This is a genomic window from Flavobacteriales bacterium TMED191, assembly GCA_002171975.2.
Taxonomy (GTDB): domain Bacteria; phylum Bacteroidota; class Bacteroidia; order Flavobacteriales; family TMED113.
Window position 1 is genome coordinate 1 of record NHIO02000035.1, and the last position, 17948, is coordinate 17948.

Annotated in this window: 17 protein-coding genes; 10 read left to right on the top strand and 7 right to left on the bottom strand. The window is 29.9% G+C overall.

Features of this window, described 5'->3' with window-relative positions:
- Nucleotides 1–19: 19 nt before the first annotated feature.
- A complete protein-coding gene (locus tag CBD51_003730; GenBank protein RPG58997.1) occupies nt 20–571 on the bottom strand; it encodes a hypothetical protein in 552 nt (183 codons plus the stop codon).
- Nucleotides 572–636: 65 nt separating this feature from the next.
- Between CBD51_003730 and CBD51_003735 the strand changes: the two genes are divergently transcribed.
- On the top strand, nt 637–1230 hold the full coding sequence (locus CBD51_003735) for a riboflavin synthase (protein ID RPG58998.1): 594 nt from the start codon (nt 637–639) through the stop codon (nt 1228–1230).
- Nucleotide 1231: 1 nt separating this feature from the next.
- Here the strand turns inward: CBD51_003735 and CBD51_003740 are convergent, their stop codons facing one another.
- The gene (locus tag CBD51_003740) at nt 1232–3967 is read right to left on the bottom strand and encodes a gliding motility-associated C-terminal domain-containing protein (protein ID RPG58999.1); all 2736 of its coding nucleotides are present in this window, start codon (nt 3965–3967) and stop codon (nt 1232–1234) included.
- Nucleotides 3968–4077: 110 nt separating this feature from the next.
- Between CBD51_003740 and lepA the strand changes: the two genes are divergently transcribed.
- From lepA to purQ, 6 genes are all read left to right on the top strand, one after another.
- Complete coding sequence (gene lepA / locus CBD51_003745; protein RPG59000.1) at nt 4078–5880, top strand: elongation factor 4; 1803 nt, start codon at nt 4078–4080, stop codon at nt 5878–5880.
- Nucleotides 5881–5929: 49 nt separating this feature from the next.
- On the top strand, nt 5930–6289 hold the full coding sequence (locus tag CBD51_003750) for a hypothetical protein (GenBank protein ID RPG59001.1): 360 nt from the start codon (nt 5930–5932) through the stop codon (nt 6287–6289).
- Between the two features lie 12 nt (nt 6290–6301).
- Nucleotides 6302–7060, top strand: coding sequence for a YebC/PmpR family DNA-binding transcriptional regulator (locus CBD51_003755; GenBank protein ID RPG59002.1), 759 nt, complete (start codon nt 6302–6304; stop codon nt 7058–7060).
- A gap of 4 nt (nt 7061–7064) precedes the next feature.
- Entirely contained in the window at nt 7065–8345 is a 1281-nt protein-coding gene (gene purD, locus CBD51_003760; protein ID RPG59035.1) for a phosphoribosylamine--glycine ligase, read from the top strand.
- Between the two features lie 193 nt (nt 8346–8538).
- Nucleotides 8539–9321 carry a hypothetical protein gene (locus CBD51_003765; GenBank protein ID RPG59003.1) on the top strand — a complete coding sequence of 261 codons (783 nt, stop codon included), beginning with the start codon at nt 8539–8541 and terminating at the stop codon, nt 9319–9321.
- Nucleotides 9318–10019, top strand: a complete 702-nt coding sequence (gene purQ, locus CBD51_003770) for a phosphoribosylformylglycinamidine synthase subunit PurQ (protein ID RPG59004.1) — start codon at nt 9318–9320, stop codon at nt 10017–10019. Before CBD51_003765 ends, purQ begins: the two co-directional genes overlap by 4 nt.
- A 93-nt stretch (nt 10020–10112) precedes the next feature.
- On the opposite strand, the gene nadD is transcribed toward purQ, so the two are convergent.
- The 4 genes from nadD to CBD51_003790 are packed head-to-tail and all read right to left on the bottom strand — an operon-like array spanning nt 10113 to nt 13131.
- The gene (gene nadD / locus CBD51_003775) at nt 10113–10778 is read right to left on the bottom strand and encodes a nicotinate (nicotinamide) nucleotide adenylyltransferase (protein RPG59005.1); all 666 of its coding nucleotides are present in this window, start codon (nt 10776–10778) and stop codon (nt 10113–10115) included.
- Nucleotides 10775–11344, bottom strand: a complete 570-nt coding sequence (locus CBD51_003780) for a guanylate kinase (protein RPG59036.1) — start codon at nt 11342–11344, stop codon at nt 10775–10777. Before CBD51_003780 ends, nadD begins: the two co-directional genes overlap by 4 nt.
- A gap of 5 nt (nt 11345–11349) precedes the next feature.
- A complete protein-coding gene (locus CBD51_003785; GenBank protein RPG59006.1) occupies nt 11350–12207 on the bottom strand; it encodes a DUF1732 domain-containing protein in 858 nt (285 codons plus the stop codon).
- Between the two features lie 48 nt (nt 12208–12255).
- The gene (locus tag CBD51_003790; GenBank protein RPG59007.1) at nt 12256–13131 is read right to left on the bottom strand and encodes an EamA/RhaT family transporter; all 876 of its coding nucleotides are present in this window, start codon (nt 13129–13131) and stop codon (nt 12256–12258) included.
- A gap of 57 nt (nt 13132–13188) precedes the next feature.
- On the opposite strand from CBD51_003790, the gene CBD51_003795 reads away from it, so the two are divergent.
- The 3 genes from CBD51_003795 to CBD51_003805 all read left to right on the top strand — a co-directional run bounded on the left by CBD51_003795 (nt 13189) and on the right by CBD51_003805 (nt 15165).
- Complete coding sequence (locus tag CBD51_003795) at nt 13189–14340, top strand: PLP-dependent transferase (GenBank protein RPG59008.1); 1152 nt, start codon at nt 13189–13191, stop codon at nt 14338–14340.
- 293 nt (nt 14341–14633) lie between these two features.
- A complete protein-coding gene (locus tag CBD51_003800; protein RPG59009.1) occupies nt 14634–14846 on the top strand; it encodes a hypothetical protein in 213 nt (70 codons plus the stop codon).
- A gap of 97 nt (nt 14847–14943) precedes the next feature.
- Nucleotides 14944–15165, top strand: coding sequence for a hypothetical protein (locus tag CBD51_003805; protein ID RPG59010.1), 222 nt, complete (start codon nt 14944–14946; stop codon nt 15163–15165).
- 28 nt (nt 15166–15193) lie between these two features.
- Here CBD51_003805 and polA read toward each other — a convergent pair whose 3' ends face one another.
- On the bottom strand, nt 15194–17941 hold the full coding sequence (gene polA / locus CBD51_003810; protein ID RPG59011.1) for a DNA polymerase I: 2748 nt from the start codon (nt 17939–17941) through the stop codon (nt 15194–15196).
- Nucleotides 17942–17948: the final 7 nt, after the last annotated feature.

Below are 17948 nucleotides of genomic sequence, written 5' to 3' on the forward strand. Positions count from 1 at the left end.
ACTAAAATATTTATTTTTTTCACGATAATAATTTTGATAGTGTTTTTGCAATAAACCTTGCATCTTTTTGGCTAATTAACATATTTATCGGAAGAGATATATGTTTGGATGAAAGTTTTTCTGCATTTAAATGAGAAAGGGGCTCATTAACTAAATCACGCGCAATACAAGCACCTTGAACAGATGCATGTGAAATCTTATTTTTAAAATTTGTTTTCAGAATTAAAGAAGAGTCAATTACATTTGACTTATGTTTATTAAATGTATAATTAGCAAGAAAAAAACCCTCTAAAAAATTATCTATTATTGTATTTTCCAACTTTGATTTTTGAGAAGATTTAACGAAAATTTTTTTAATTTTTTTTTTCTTATTGTAAGCCTTATTCAAAGTAGTCAGGAATTTTTGAATTTCAGCGCCCTCTCTTCTTACTAAATCACTATAAAGTTCTAAATTTTTGTTGTCAGAAGAAAAGAAGTTTAAAGGGCAGTTTAATAATAATGAATACTCATCAGTTAAATGCCAATTGATCTTTTCGCACTCATACTCTTGTAATGTGATTGTAAAGTTCATATAATATTGTTTTTTTAATTTACTTTTGTAACTAATTTAGATAAATTAAAACTCAATTTAGTAAAATGTTTACCGGAATTATCGAACAATTAGGGAAAGTTGAAAATCTGACATTAAACAAATCTAATATGTTAATTACTGTCAAATGTGAATTCATTGACGATTTAAATATTAACCAAAGTATTAGCCATAATGGCATATGCCTTTCAGTACATGAGATGACAGATACTAATTATACAGTATGTGCAGTAAAAGAGACTCTTCAAAAAACAAACTTAAAATTCTTAAAAAAAGGAGAAAATATTAACTTAGAACGATGCTTAGCTGTTGGAGATAGAATTGACGGACATATTGTTCAAGGACATGTTGATGGAACCGTTAAATGTATTGAAAAAAAAGATTTAAATGGAAGCTGGAAACTAACTTTTGAACAGAAATCAGAATATAACAAATATGTTATAACTAAAGGATCCGTTGCTCTTAACGGTATTAGTCTAACAATTTCGGATATTAATCCTTCTAATAATAGATTTTCCGTCGATATAATCCCCTATACTTACGACAACACAAATATTAAAGACGTTCTTGAAGAATCATTAGTAAATGTAGAATATGATATTTTCGCAAAGCAAATAGCTCATTTACAACAACTTAGCTAAGTTATTGAGTCTGTGTAAAAATAGATATTTCACCAGAGTAAAACTCTTTTTGATTAAAAATAGAATTATAAACTTCTAAAGTATAAAAATACACGCCATCTCTAACGTAATCTTGATTATTATCCCAATTGTTTTGGAACACATAACTAGAAAGTTGTCTATTATGAAAAAGCATACGTCCGTCCCACCACTCTCCATTCAAACCATAGTTAGGATCAATGTACACAACACCTCCCCATCTATTAAAAACATAGAAAACACTTTGAGTGTGTACGTTTACATCAATATCAGATATTTCAAAAACATCATTAACCCCATCACCGTTTGGAGAGAAGCTATTAGGAACACTAATAGGACAAGAAACACCTATTTCAATTGTATCCGTTACATCACAAGATGAAAATGAAAATGCATATATACCATATGAGGGAACAATAGCCTGAGTTGAATTACTGTAGGGATCAGCTATATCAACATCCATTGAACTAAATGGAGGGGGTGCAATTATACATTGCCAAGGTCCACCATTAAGATCAGGGGTTGAAACATTTAAATCAATTGCAAAAATGCAATTATTATTATCTGATATATTGATATAGGGGTCAACCGTATCAAATGTTATACTTAGTGTATCACTAATACCACAACTTGTAAAAATGATATTATAGTCTCCATAATCAGGGACTGTTATTATACATGAGTTGTCACTTGGGATGACTGTAGCTCCATAGTTGCTATCACTTAAAGACCATGTTCCACTAAATAATGAATTGGCAAAAACTTCTGCTTCTAAATCACAATATATTACACCTGGATCTTCAATAGTTGGATTTGGATTTAAAACATCTACAAAAATACTATTAGATGTTCCACAACCATAATATATAAATTCATAAACTCCAAAATCGTCTACACTAACTGTTGTTGATAAATTATCTGGACTGCTAAACTGAGTGTTACCAGGACCGATGAAATCCCAATATCCATAATCTCCAGGTGTTGTAGCTGTTAATTCAAAAGCTTCTAGACATGAAACAGATTCGGGCCCATTTAAAATAGGTTCAGAAGAATTCATAAAAGCAATTTCAGAAGCCTGCCCATTACATCCCTCAAATGTAAAAGTGTATGTACCATAATTTTCTATAGTAGCAAAAGTGTTTAGGCTAGTTACATTATCAATAGAAACTCCGTCGTCTGGACTAACACTCCATTCACCCTCACCATTTTCTACACTTGCTAAAAGAGGTATTTGTTCAAGGCAAGAATAAGAACCTAAATTTGTCACAGTTGGATTACCATTAATTACATATACTTCTATTTCATCCGTACTAGTACCACACTCATTTTCCAAAGTCCAAGCAAAAATATTTTCACCAAAGCCTAGATTTGTAATTGTGGTTTCTGAATTTGTAGAGTTAATGATATTTCCCTGCCCCGAAACTAAAGTCCAATAGCCTGTTTCACCATCTAAAGGATCATTTCCGAAAAGATTTATTTCTAATTCACAAGTTTCTATATCTTCTACTGTATTAGCATCTGTAACTTCATTGCCATCAGTGTCAATTACTATTTCTATTACATCTTCACAACCACTTAATGTAGAAATTGTAAATTGATACGTATCTGCTGTCAAACTTCCAATAGATGCGGCTGACTCAGAAATCACGTCGCCAACACTATTTTGCCAAGAATAATTATAAGGCCCCCCCGAGCCATCCACATAGACAATTGCACTTCCTCCACTTGGATTATCACAAGGAGCATTAACAACATCGACATCTAAAATTTGAACAGATTCAAAACTAATTGACACATCGTCACCTTCAATACCGCCTTCAAAACCACACCAATCCCCTGCATCACCACATAAAGAAGCTCCCGCTGTATAAGTAGTGTTTCCGTCAGGAAATACAATAATTTCTCCCCCTGTGCCAATCTGATTCCCAAATTGATCTTGCCAAATAATATCTGTTCCTGCTACTGCGGGTGCAAAGTCTATATTTTCTAAGACATAATCATTACTACCGTTAGGAGTGAACCGCCATCCATCATTTTCACATGTCCATTGGTTTGGGTAATTTCTTTCAACTCCATCTAAACCCGTCACAACATGTGCGATAGTTCCGTCTGCATTATGTAAAGCGTGAATCGCAACTCCACCATTCCATGTGGTACACAAAACTTTTTGTGCTATGTGAGTTTCTATAACATTTGTAGATTCATATAATTTAATTTGACTTGAGTAACATATGTCTGTACATGAAAACATAGGAATCCCACAAAATGATGCAATAAAAACTCTATTCGGAGCTTCTCCTGTTGTCGCATATTGAATTGTTCCATTTCCATTAACTCCAGGGTAAATATCTTGCCAAGGACATAAAATAGAATTTAAAGGTGCATCAAAATTATTAGGAACAGCTTGATTAATTGCCCATCCAGAATAGCCGTTGGCGTTAGCCACATTAAAAGATAAATAATTATTAGAGGATAAGATCACTTGATTAAATGTATTACCATAAAAGTCAAAATTAAAACCCATATCAATTACTCCCCCAAAGGTGTCATCTGAATAAATATTTGCATCAGTTAAGTCCACAGCAAAAGAAGTTGCAGTTAAGGTAACACCAACTTCACCCTGTTGACCATTACATAATACTGTATCTCCCTCAGCTACAACTTGTGCAAAAGAATTTATACATAATAAACAAAAAAAGAAAAATATTATATTCCTCATTCTAATGAATTTAAACTTAACAATGCTTTACACAAATATAACAAAATCACCACAGTAGTCATCAATATATGAACGAGAAAAGTTAACTTTGAAAAAAAGCAATTTTGAAAATGTCTTCCAAACAAGATTTAATACGTAATTTTTGCATAATAGCGCACATAGACCACGGTAAGAGTACTCTTGCTGACAGGCTTCTAGAGTTTACAAAAACCATTTCCGAACGGGATTTACAAAATCAACTTCTCGATAATATGGACTTAGAAAGAGAGAGAGGTATTACTATTAAAAGTCATGCTATTCAAATGAATTATAAATTTGAAAATAAAAATTATACTTTAAATTTAATTGATACCCCTGGTCATGTTGATTTTTCGTATGAGGTTTCTAGATCTATTGCCGCGTGCGAAGGGGCACTCTTGATAGTAGATGCTGCTCAAGGTATCGAAGCGCAAACTATTTCAAATTTATACCTTGCCCTTGAAAATGATTTACAAATTATTCCGGTTTTAAATAAAATTGATTTGCCAAATGCAGATAAAGAAGCTACTAAAGATCAAATTATTGATTTACTAGGCTGTAATGCTAACGAAATTATTGGTGCTTCAGGTAAAACTGGACAAGGCATAGAAAGCATCCTTTATGCAATTATCAAGTCAATTCCGCCACCTAATGGAAATACCAAAGGTAATTTACAAGCATTAATTTTTGACTCAGTTTACAATCCTTTTAGGGGGATAGAAGCATATTTTAAAATTGTTTCAGGGAGTATNAAGAAAAATGAAAAAGTGAAATTTTTTGCAACTGGAAAGGAATATATGGCGGATGAAATTGGCACACTAAAACTAGATAAAGAGCCAAAAGACATAATTCAAACAGGAGACGTAGGCTATATTATTTCTGGTATTAAAAATGCACAAGAAGTTAAAGTGGGTGATACAATAACATCTTGTGACGAGCCTTGTCAACAAGCTATTTCGGGTTTTGAAGAAGTTAAGCCGATGGTTTTTTCAGGAATCTACCCTGTCGATACCGATGATTACGAAGAACTTCGCGCATCAATAGAAAAATTACAACTCAATGATGCCTCATTAACATTTGAGCCAGAATCATCAATTGCTTTAGGTTTTGGATTTCGATGTGGATTTCTTGGCATGCTCCATATGGAGATTATTCAAGAAAGATTAGAAAGGGAATTTAATATGACCGTTATTAATACGGTTCCAAATGTTTCATATTATGCTACAACCAAAAAAGGTGAAGAAATACAAATTAACAACCCTTCTGACTTTCCATCACCAGACAAAATAGAATCAGTCACTGAACCATATATAAAGGCACAAATAATTACTAAGAGTAATTTTATAGGTCAAGTTATGAACCTTTGTATCGAAAAAAGAGGTGTGCTTGTTTCTCAAGTNTATTTAACAACAGACAGAGTTGAACTANCTTTTGANATGCCATTAGCAGAAATAGTATTTGACTTTTATGANAAACTAAAAAGTATTTCTAAGGGCTATGCTTCTTTCGATTATCAAGCAGATGGTTATAAAACTACTCAATTGGTCAAACTAGATATTATGCTAAATGGCGACCAGGTTGATGCACTATCATCCCTTTTACATAAAAAACATGCATATCACATTGGCAAAAAAATATGCATCAAATTAAAAGAATTAATCCCAAAACAACAATTTGATGTTGCTATTCAAGGCGCTATAGGTTCAAAAATTATTGCTAGAGAAACTGTAAAAGCTTTAAGGAAAGATGTTACGGCTAAATGTTATGGGGGAGATATTACTAGAAAAAGAAAACTATTAGAAAAGCAAAAAAAGGGGAAAAAGAAAATGAAACAAATTGGAAGTGTAGAAATTCCACAATCTGCATTTCTTGCTGTTTTAAAATTGAATGATTAAAAATATGCTCTTATATTTGTATTATTGTTTAAACTAAATTCTAATTATCATGTCTAAAAAANTAACAAAAAAACAAACTACTAAAGCAAAGGTTGTAAAAAAAACAAAAGTAAAAAAAGCTCCTAGTAAAGAATCAATGGAGTCTGGTTCTCTCAGTATCATGATTCTAGCAATTGTTGGAATTATATTATTAGTATACTTCGGTACTTCGACAGAAGTATCTGTAGATGTAAAAGTTGGTGATAAAAATACAGAAGAGATAATACAAAACAATACAATTACAATTTCAGGTAAAACATATAAATCTTCACTAGAAGCTTACTCAATTTTAAAAGCAATCCCACAAACAAGACTAACTAATGAAGAGACTGGTTTCGTGGAAAGCTACACGTTGGAAAGCTATAAATAGGTATTTTCATTTATGGCAGGACACAGTAAATGGGCAAATATAAAACATAGAAAGGGGGCCCAAGATGCAAAAAGAGGTAAAGTATTCACTAAAATTATAAAAGAAATTTCGGTGGCGGTAAAGGAGGGTGGACATGACCCCGACTCTAACCCTAGGCTTAGGGCAGCAATTCAAAATGCTAAAAGTGTCAATATGCCTAAAGAAAATGTACAGAGAGCAATAAAAAAAGCTAGTGGAGATGATGCTGATACATATTTTGAGGCAACCTACGAGGGCTATGCACCTAACGGAATTGCTATATTTATCGAGTGTACCACTGATAACATCAACAGAACTGTTGCCGAAGTAAGATCTGTATTTAATAAGTCTGGGGGGGAACTTGGTAAAAATGGTTCGTTAGAATATCTGTTTGAAAAGAAAGGGGTTTTTTTAATTGACAAAACACAATTCCCTCAAAGTCTAGATGAAGTTGAAATGGAATTAATCGATTATGGTTTAGAAGAATTTGAGGTGGAAAAAAATTTATGTACAATAATATGTCATTTTGATAAATTTGGATTAATCCAAGAAAAATTAACAAGTATGTCTATTGAAGCCCAATCTGCTAATATTCAACGTATAGCAAATGACATAATTACCTTGACAAATGAAGAAAGTATAAAAATACTAAGTATTATAGAAAAGTTTGAAGATTTAGATGATGTGCAGCAGGTTTTTCACAATTTAAAACTTACTAAAAAAATAATTGAAAAATACAACCATGAAGCATAATTCAATCAATGTATTAATATTAGGTTCAGGTGGACGAGAACATGCAATTGCCTGGAAAATTAAAAAAAGTGAACTTTTAGATAAATTATTTGTGGCACCTGGTAATTCTGGCACTTCAAAAATTGCCACTAATATTGATCTTAATATTAACGATTTTAATTGTGTTAAAAATCAAATTATAGAACACCAAATTCATGTACTAGTAGTTGGGCCAGAAGTCCCTTTAGTTAATGGCTTACATAATAGGATTAAACATGATGAAGATACTAAACATGTTATTGTAATAGGCCCCAAAAAAGAAGGAGCAATGCTAGAGGGAAGCAAGTCATTTGCCAAAGAATTTATGCAAAAAAATAATATTCCTACAGCTAAATATAAAAAATTTAAATCGACAAGTATTAAAGATGCTAAATCCTTCTTAAAAACTATGTCATCACCGTATGTAATAAAAGTTGATGGTCTAGCAGCAGGAAAAGGGGTATTTATTTGTGAGCATATAAATGATGCTAATAATGTTTTGGAAGATCTTGCTCGAAATTCAAAGTTTGGTGAAGCGGGAAAAAATATAGTTATTGAAGAATTTTTAAATGGCATAGAGATGTCTGTCTTTATTTTGACAAATGGCAGTTCATACAAAATAATGCCATCAGCCAAAGATTATAAAAGAATCGGAGAAAATGACACTGGCTTAAATACTGGTGGTATGGGAGCAATATCTCCTGTACCTTTTATAAATTCAGATTTGCAGGCAAAAATTGAAAAAAAAATCATTAATCCTACCATTGAGGGGTTAAAGAAAGACGGAATAGACTATATAGGTTTCATATTTTTTGGACTTATTAATGTTGACGGAGAACCATTTGTAATTGAATATAATGCTCGTCTTGGAGACCCCGAAACACAAGCCATTCTACCAAGAATTGATTCAGATTTATTAAAGTTATTCGTTAATATCGAAAACAATAACTCGTTTAAAAGCCTGCCTATAAAAACAAGCCAACTAAGTGCTTGTACCGTAATTTTAAGCTCAGGAGGTTACCCAGAAAAATATAGTAAAGGCCATGCTGTTGATGGGCTTAATAATATCAGTAAATCAATTCCTTTTCACGCTGGATTAAAATTAGAAAACACAACTCATTTAACAAATGGCGGGCGTGTTCTAGCGGTTACTTCTTTACATAAAGAAACTCAAACTGCTATTAAAACATGTTACGCTAGTGTAGGAAAAATCAATTTTAAAAATATGTATTTTAGAAGAGATATTGGTCAAGATATAATTAAATAAATTTTCGTAGTGAAATAAAAAATGCTGCTGTAAATAGAACTACAAGTAAAATATTAAAATAGTTGCCCAGAAAAGGAAGAATTGCAAATGATGATTGAAATAAATCTCCTAACCAATAAAAAAAACTTGTCATTATTAAAACATATTTAATTTAATGTTAAAAATAATAATAATTTAATAATAATAAATTTAAATGTTACAAATAATCTCATTTGTAAGCTTAATTGTATTAAATGCAGTAATACTTAATCAAGTGTTAGTACATCATGCAATGATTAAGAAACCTAACTACCTTAGTATTTTTATTTTTTCATTGTTGGCATTGCCAATAATTCATGTTGAAGACTATTGGATTATTATAATTGCAAACTTTTTACTAGTTTTTACTTTAAATGAATTATTTGAATTATCTAACTCTATGGAACCAAAAAAAAAAATACTTAACTCAGGTTTATTGGTGGGATTAATGTCAATAATTAACTTTTATTTTAGTATATATTATTTGCTCATAAACTCTTGTTTAGTATATTATAAGAAATATAATACTAAAAACTGGATAATTCTAAATATTGGATTTTCCGTGCCTTTTGTAATTTTTTATTCCATCTCTCACTTTACAAATTTAGATTATATTGTTTTAAATACAGATTTAATAAATTCTAACAATCCTCTTAATTATAAGATTTCTTATTCTTTAATGATATTAATAGTAATAGTGGCATTAATAGAATTAGGATTTAACTTCCATAAAAAGAAAATAAAATCAAAACAAGCTTTTATTCTTTTGGGTATTATAACTCTATTAATAATAAGTCAAATTATCATATGGGGCTTTATGGCGTTTGCATATTTATCTATAATACCGATTACAATATGTGTCAATAATTATTTAATCTACACTACACATACACGTTTTCGAACATTTTTAGTAGGTTTGTGGGTAATAATATTTTTATTTGAATTTTTTTATATATGACATTTGGAGTAGTTGTATTTCCGGGATCTAATTGTGATGAAGATGCAGTATATGCACTTCAACATGTATTAAAACAGAAAGTGGTAAAACTGTGGCATAAGGACACAAATATACAGGATGTAGACTTTATTATTTTACCAGGAGGGTTTTCGTATGGAGATTATTTAAGATCTGGAGCAATTGCACGATTTTCTCCAATAATGGAAGAGGTTGTAAAGTTTGCTAATAATGGGGGGTTTGTTCTTGGTATCTGTAACGGATTCCAAATATTGTGTGAGGCGAAATTATTGCCAGGCACGTTGTTAAGAAATCATAACCATAGCTTTATTTGTAAAAATGTATTTATAAAACCTCAACACAATCTAACTATTTTTACAGAAAATATAGGAGACAAAGCTATATTTAAAATACCTATAGCACACGCTGAAGGTTGTTATTTTGCCGATGAAAATACTCTACAAGAAATTATTGATAATAAGCAAATTATATTTAAATATTGCGACGAATTAGGTGAAATAAATAAAAGAGCTAATCCTAATGGATCTCTTAAAAATATTGCAGGAATATGTAATAAGAAAAGGAATGTGTTTGGTATGATGCCACATCCCGAAAGAGCTTGTGATTCAAAACTAAATAATGAGGATGGTCAACTGATATTAGAAGGGGCAATTAGTATGTTTAAAAATATGGGGAAGTAACTAACTCATATTATAGCACCGATTAATTATACTTAGTTACCTCCCCACCCCAATACTATCTCTAACCTATACTAAACAATTACCGTGCCAAACTTACTTTAAGCCTAAATACAAATCATTATTCTCAATGTACTGAATAACTATTTGAGGCAATAAATGATGTAATTTTTGAACATTTTTAGAATGATTTGTAATTTCATTCTTCAATGATTGAAATAAATTATTTTTACATGAAAATAATTCTCGAATTTGGGATGATGAAATTTCAACATCTAATCCATCTAAAATAATATGTCGATTTTTTTGAGCAAATTGAACAAAACATATTTCGTCGTTTAAAAATTTAGTAGTACTACGTTGATATATAAAGAATCGATAATTTTTCAATAAATACGCTGACTTATACCACTCACCTTTAATCAAACTAATATAATTATCTAAACCTACTATAATTGAAAATTCATGCTTCTCACCAAACTGAGAATTCAGAAAACTTAATGTGTTAAATGTATAATTTGGATATTCTAATTGGAATTCTATTTTTGATGCAAAAAATTTCGAAAACGACTGTATAGCAAGTTCAACCATTTTAAATCGATGGTGTCTAGATGCAATTATACTATTTTTTTTAAATGGGCTTTGAGGTGTAACAACAAACCAAACCTGATCAAGTAAGTTGGTAGATATTGCATTTTCAACAATTGCCAAATGTCCGTTGTGAATTGGGTCAAAAGTTCCAAATAACAAGCCTACTTTCATTTTATTAAAAAATCTTTTACGTAATTATAAATTTTAGACTGGGCTAATTCTAAATCATCATTAATTACCATACAGTCCATTTCATTGCCAAACTTCATTTCTTCTTGCATTTTGTTAATTCGGTAATTTAAATCTTGTTTAGATTCTGTTTCTCTTTCAATTAGCCTTTTTGTTGCAACTTCAATAGAAGGAGGCTGAATATAAATAGTGAGGGCATTTTTTTTAAAGTATTTTTTAATGCTCAGAGCCCCCTTAACATCAACATCGAATAAAATATTTTTTCCAGATTTAAGAATGAGTTCAGCAGAAGACTTAAGAGTGCCATAAAAATGATTTACATATACCTCTTCCCATTCCAAAAATTCGTCACAATCAATTTTATTTTTGAATTCTAAATTAGATAAAAATAAATAATCTTTTCCATGAACTTCGGATGGTCTTTGAGCGCGGCTGCATGCTGATATCGAAAATTCTAAATTAAATTCTTTTCTGTTCAAAAGATAATTAACCAAAGTGGTCTTTCCCGAACCACTAACACCTGAAACTATAATAATCTTACTTGGCAATAACACTATAAAATATTTTGTAATTGTTCTTTTGTTTTCTCTATATATTCCTTCATCTCGACAACATACTTTTGAACATCAAAATTGTTAGCTTTAGATCCAATGGTATTTATTTCACGTAAAATTTCTTGCGCTAAAAAAGATAATTTTCTTCCAGAATGTTTTTCCTTAAGTGTGTCAAAAAAAAAGTCACAATGACTCCCAAGCCTAACCTTCTCCTCAGTTATATCATACTTTTCAAAATAATAAATCATTTCTTGCTCTAATCTTGAAGTATCATAATTTACAGTGCCTTGAATTGATTTCAGCTTTTTTAATAATTTATCTTTTTTGTGTTGTATTCTTTTCTTTTCTAAAAGGGTTAATTTTTTGGTTATATTCTTGATGTTCTTAATGTATAATTTTATTTCTCTTGTTAATTTTAAGCCCTCCTTTTTTCTATAATTAACTAAATCTAATATTGAGACATCTACATAATGCAATAATTTCTTTTTTAAATCAGTTGTTAATTTAAAAGAGCTGGCACTAAAAATATCAGGTAAAGAAACAGCTGCATTTAGAATTTGACCAGAGTCAGAATCTGGAGATACTTCTTTTAACATTTTGATATGTCGCCGCAATTTTTTTAAATCTAAGGTCAACTTTTTATCATTCGTTAGTTCTATAATTCTAAAATCAATTTTACCACGCAGTAATAATTTATCAATTGACTTCTTTATTGCAGGTTCTAAATCAAATAAATAGCGGGGTGCTTTAATACTAATATCTAAACCTTTTGTACTGTTCAAAGATTTTATAATTATTGAAAATTTTAAATTATCAATTTTAAAATCTTTTTTTGTGTAACCCGTCATTGAGAACATTATAGTTAATATTTTTTAATATAAAACACAATATACAAAAACTACATCTCAAATGACTCTTCTATTAATTACAAAATATACACCTATAAATATAAAAGTAGCTGCAAGTATTTTAATAGTAGACAATGTGTCTTTACCAAAAGTAATTGATAATAGTGTAGCTAATAAAGGCTGCAAGTATATATAAAATGCTACGGTTGATGCTCTTAAATTACTAATTGCATATATATTTAAAAAATAGGCACCACATGTAGTAAATAATACTACAAAAATAATTTTTAAAATTATATCCAATGGAACTATAGTTGAAGATAATAATGATAATTCCGACCAACCTATTGGGAAAATAAAAACCAAACCAATTAAAAAAATTGTTTTTAAAACAGTAACGGGATGATATTTCAACATCATTTTTTTTATTAAAATAAGATACAAAGCATATGAGCTAGCATTTAAAAAGACTAAAAAATCTCCTAAACTATTAATACTTAAAGATACTCCATTCGAAATTAGTAACCCAGCCCCTATCAAACCTAAAGAAACTCCTAAAAACCTTTTAAAAGATCGCTCTTCATTAGACAATATACAGGATATAATATATACTATTAATGGGGTAGTAATCATAATTAAAGAGGCATTAATAGGGCTTGTAATGCTCAAGCCCTTAAAAAAACATAACATATTAATGACTACACCAAAAAGAGCACACATGACCAAATAACCTAAATCCTTTTTCTGTATTTTTTCCTTAACAAGGAAATAGTGAATTAATGAAAACACTAAACAAGCGCCTAATACACGTAGTAAAATAAAACCATAGGGTCCAAGATAATGAGGCATAACATCTTTAGCAAAAATATAGTTGATAGCATATATACTATTTGCTAAAAACAATGCAAGATGAGAAAATATAATTTTAGTCATTTTAATATTTAAATGAATGTTTGTTTTTTCTTAATTTGGAACAAAAATAATTTATTTATGAAATTTGGAACCAAAGTTATCCACTCAGGACTAGAAACAGACCCATCTACAGGCGCAATTATTACCCCAATATATCAAACATCTACATATGTGCAAAAATCACCTGGCGAAAATATGGGATTTGAATACTCAAGAACAAAAAATCCAACTAGAAGTGCATTAGAAAAAAGTATTGCATCTATTGAAAATGGTAATTTTTCTATTTGCTACTCAAGTGGAATGGGAGCTGCAGATGCGATAATTAAATTACTAAAACCCGGAGACAAAGTTATCTCAAATAATGATATCTATGGCGGTACATATCGCATGTTTGAACAAGTATTTAAAAATTTTGGCATTGAATTTTTTTATACTGATTTAACTAATTTGGAGTCATTACCGAGTCTAATTTGCAGTAAAACAAAAATGATCTGGATCGAAACACCATCCAATCCTTTAATGAATATTATCGATATTAATAAAATATATCAATTAATTGATAAGAGATCTGATATTATTTTAGTTGCTGATAATACATTTGCCACGCCTGCATTACAAAATCCTCTGGATTTAGGTGCAGATATTGTTCTACATTCAGCAACAAAATACATAGGTGGTCATTCTGATATTATTTTGGGCGCACTAATTACAAATAATCATAAATTATATGAAAAACTATTCTTAATAACTAAAAGCTGTGGAGCTGTTCCAGGCCCCATGGACTGCTTTCTTGCATTAAGAGGAATTAAAACATTAGAAATAAGAATGGAAAGACATTGTGAAAACGCAAAAAAAATATTTGAATTTTTATCAAGTCGAGATGAAGTTCAGAATATTTACTGGCCAGGAAATCACGAACATAAAAATCATATTATTGCTAAAAAACAAATGAAAGACTTTGGGGGAATGTTGTCTTTTAATTTAAAAAATAATTCATTTGAAAATGCAAAAAAAATTATTTCATCAACTAAACTATTTAAGCTAGCCGAATCCCTTGGAGGTGTAGAATCCTTAATCTCGCATCCAGCATCTATGACTCATGCAAGTATTCCAAAGTCTGAAAGAGAAAAAAATAATTTATCTGAATCGTTAATTAGAGTTAGTATTGGAATTGAAAATAATGAAGACCTTATAAAAGACCTGAAAAATGCATTATTAGCTATCGAATAGTATTTAAAAGAAAATTGATCATTTTATAATTTAAATGGGCATGAAATAGTTAAAAAAATTACGGTAGTCATCTTATTATCAGACTTTTACACGCACCGATATTCAATAAACAATTTAATGTTAATAAAAACAATAAATATTGAGTAATAATTACAGTATTAACTGATTTAAATTAAGAAAAAAAAGTTTATATATTAAAAGTTTACCATAATGCATAAATTTTAAAAATAATTTGGAAATCAAATACAATGATACTTAAATTTGGCCTTGTAATAACTAAAAAATATTTTGTTATGAATAATGCATTTAAAAGTTTAGGTGATTTTATATCTGGACTAACAGGACTTGTAATGTCTTTAATCGGATTAGGTATTGTTGTACAAATAGCTGGATTTGAATTTGTTGATGTTATTGGATCAATTACTGGATGGGTTGGTGAGTTTGCGAATGGTGGATTTGTTGGTTTAGTAGCATTACTTATTGTAATTGCTTTAGCTAAAAAATAATTGCCTATTTAAGTAGAAAAAGCCCGCTTAACTAAAGTGGGCTTTTTTTTATTTTAAAATAATATATTAAGTTTAAGTTCATTTTACTTTTAATCTCATGAAAAAAATTCTTGAAAGAATTCAAACAATAATTAAAACTGGCATCGAAATTGCAGTGCCCGTTTTGTGTTTAGGGGTGGTAGTCCAATTAATTATTGGAGAGCCATTATTTGGCTGGAACGTAGTTGGTAATATATCTAAAGCTATTGGACAATTTGGACAAACTAACTTTATTGGTATTGCTTCATTATTAGTTTTATACTCGTATATTAATAAATAATAAAACTCAACCCTCTTTATTTTAGAAATTAATGTGCATCTAACCAGTTTGCGCCAAATCCAATATCTACTTTTAGTGGCACCTTTGTGTTATATATATTCTCCATTGCGTGTCTTACTGTATTTTGGATTATTTCTTTTTCTGAATTATGTACATCAAAAACTAATTCGTCATGAACTTGTAATATCAATTTTGATTTAAAGGAATTAGCTCTAAATTCATTATGTATGTTAATCATGGCTAGCTTGATTAAATCAGCTGCCGAACCCTGCACTGGCATATTTACTGCATTGCGTTCATCATGTCCACGAATAAATGAATTTCTAGAGTTTATATTTCTCAAGTACCGTTTTCTTCCCAAGATAGTTTGCACATAACCATTTTCTTTAGCAAAATAAATTTGGTCATCAATATATTTTTTAAGCATTGGATATGTCTCAAAATATATTTTTATAAGTTCTGACGCCTCTTTTCGGTTTAATGTGCTTTGTTCACTTAAACCAAAAGCAGATACGCCATAAATAATACCAAAATTTACAACTTTAGCATTTGATCTCATTTCCGAAGTAACCTTATCTAAATCTACCTTAAACACTTTTGATGCCGTAGATTTATGTATGTCTTCTTCCTTCAGAAATGCTTTAATCATAGTCTCTTCCTTACTAAGCTCAGCTATTAATCTTAATTCTATTTGTGAATAATCAGCTGCCATTAATATGTGGTTTTTATCAGAAGCAATAAATGCTCGTCTAACATCTTTTCCAGATTTTTTCCTAATAGGAATATTTTGTAAGTTGGGAGAACTTGAACTTAATCTTCCTGTATTTGTTACAGTTTGATTAAATGTTGTGTGAATCTTTTTGTCACCTTTCTCAATCAAAGAAGGAAGTGCATTCACATAAGTAGATAAAAGTTTTTGATAGGTCCTATATAATAAAATCTTTTCAATAATTGGATGAGTATTTTTTAATTTAACTAACTCGTTTTCATTAGTTGAAAATTGACCAGATTTAGTTTTTTTTGGCTTTTCAGATAATTTCATCTTTTGAAATAAAACTTCACCCAATTGTTTAGGGGAAGCAATATTAAAATTTTGATTAGCTAACTTATGGATCTGGTCAGTCAACAAAGTAATTTGCTGAGTTAATTTATTAGAATAATTATTGAGTGCAACTGTATCAATACGCACACCATTAAACTCCATTTGTAACAAAACCTTGACAAGTGGCTTTTCAACATCCTTAAAAAGCGGTGTTAAATCATTTTTTTCTAATGTAATTAATTGTTTTTTATAAAGTTCTATTAAAATAAGCGATGTCTCGATTAAATAGTATTTAACCCCCTCCTCACTATTCATATCGATTGAATCTAAATGTAAAGAATCTAAATTATTACGATGTGCTATATTGCTGAGAGAACGATTGTTTTCAGGATTAATAAGATAGTCTGCAATAGTTACATCAAAAAAGTTATCGCAAAAATTAATCTTATATTGAGCTAAGAGTTTAAATACATTCTTTGAATCAAAATATATTTTCATGATATTTTTAGAGACAAATAACGGCTCTAGAGTTAATAAACAAATCTTAACAATCAAGGTTTTAGTGAAAAAAATATAATAATGATTTGTATTACTAAAAATGGAAAGGCCTGATATATTATTATCTGCATTATATAATGAAATCCCTATACTAGATTCTAATTCTAGATTTTTAACAGCATCTTTTATTTCTTGATAGCTGTCAAGTTGAATAGCACTATCCGATGATTGACTTGTTGGCTTATTATCACTAGAAAATAGACTTAACTGTCTTGATGCTGAATCAATATCAATGGTGGGCTCTGAACTATTGTAAGAAAATACTTTTCTTATTCTTTCATTAAGTCTCCTAAATTCTAATTCTTTAAAGATAGCATTTAATTGATCCCAGTTAGGTTCTATAATTTTTAAATCTTTCGAATCTAACTGAATCGGGACATCTACAACGATTTTTGCTAATTGCTTAGAAAGTATAGCATTTGAATGTGAATTAATTATTTTTTCTTTTAGTTTTCCCTCTAAATTTTCGATTGATTTATATACTTCTTCTAAAGAACCATATTTTTTAAGCAATTTTGATGCAGTTTTAGGCCCAACACCAGCAATCCCAGGAATATTGTCGACTGCATCTCCGACCATTCCTAAATAATCTACTACTTGATGAACATAATCAATTCCGAATTTTTCACAAACTGTTTTAACATTCCAAATTTGATGTTTACTTCCTCGGTTACCTGGACGATACATGAAAATACTGTCTGACACAAGTTGTGCAAAATCCTTGTCAGGAGTAACCATATAGGTTAAGAACTCTTGATTAGAAGCTTGCTTTGCAAGAGTTCCAATAACATCATCCGCTTCAAATCCATCTACAAATAATATGGGGATATTTAGAGCTGTAAGAATATTTTTAATATAAGGGATAGCTCCTGATATCCCTTCGGGCATTGCATCTCGATTTGCTTTATATTCGACGTATTGAATATGTCTATGTGTTTTTTGGGGAGTATCAAAAACTACGCCTAAATGAGTTAAATCTTCATTTGACAACAATTCGGTAATTGAATTAACAAATCCATAAATTGCTGAAGTTTCAAATCCATCTGAATTGAATCGTGGGTTTTTAGAAAATGCAAAATATGATCTATAAATCATTGCATATGCATCAATTAAAAATAACTTTTTCATATTTTTTGTGATATTTACAAATAATAATTGATTTGTAAATGTAAACATTTAAATA

Coding starts and splice junctions, on each gene's coding strand:
- polA (RPG59011.1), bottom strand. CDS start 17,941: ATGTTTACATTTACAAATCAATTATTATTTGTAAATATCACAAAAAAT.
- CBD51_003740 (RPG58999.1), bottom strand. CDS start 3,967: ATGAGGAATATAATATTTTTCTTTTTTTGTTTATTATGTATAAATTCT.
- CBD51_003795 (RPG59008.1), top strand. CDS start 13,189: ATGAAATTTGGAACCAAAGTTATCCACTCAGGACTAGAAACAGACCCA.
- CBD51_003785 (RPG59006.1), bottom strand. CDS start 12,207: ATGTTCTCAATGACGGGTTACACAAAAAAAGATTTTAAAATTGATAAT.
- CBD51_003730 (RPG58997.1), bottom strand. CDS start 571: ATGAACTTTACAATCACATTACAAGAGTATGAGTGCGAAAAGATCAAT.
- CBD51_003800 (RPG59009.1), top strand. CDS start 14,634: ATGAATAATGCATTTAAAAGTTTAGGTGATTTTATATCTGGACTAACA.
- CBD51_003805 (RPG59010.1), top strand. CDS start 14,944: ATGAAAAAAATTCTTGAAAGAATTCAAACAATAATTAAAACTGGCATC.
- CBD51_003755 (RPG59002.1), top strand. CDS start 6,302: ATGGCAGGACACAGTAAATGGGCAAATATAAAACATAGAAAGGGGGCC.
- CBD51_003735 (RPG58998.1), top strand. CDS start 637: ATGTTTACCGGAATTATCGAACAATTAGGGAAAGTTGAAAATCTGACA.
- CBD51_003790 (RPG59007.1), bottom strand. CDS start 13,131: ATGACTAAAATTATATTTTCTCATCTTGCATTGTTTTTAGCAAATAGT.
- nadD (RPG59005.1), bottom strand. CDS start 10,778: ATGAAAGTAGGCTTGTTATTTGGAACTTTTGACCCAATTCACAACGGA.
- purQ (RPG59004.1), top strand. CDS start 9,318: ATGACATTTGGAGTAGTTGTATTTCCGGGATCTAATTGTGATGAAGAT.
- CBD51_003765 (RPG59003.1), top strand. CDS start 8,539: ATGTTACAAATAATCTCATTTGTAAGCTTAATTGTATTAAATGCAGTA.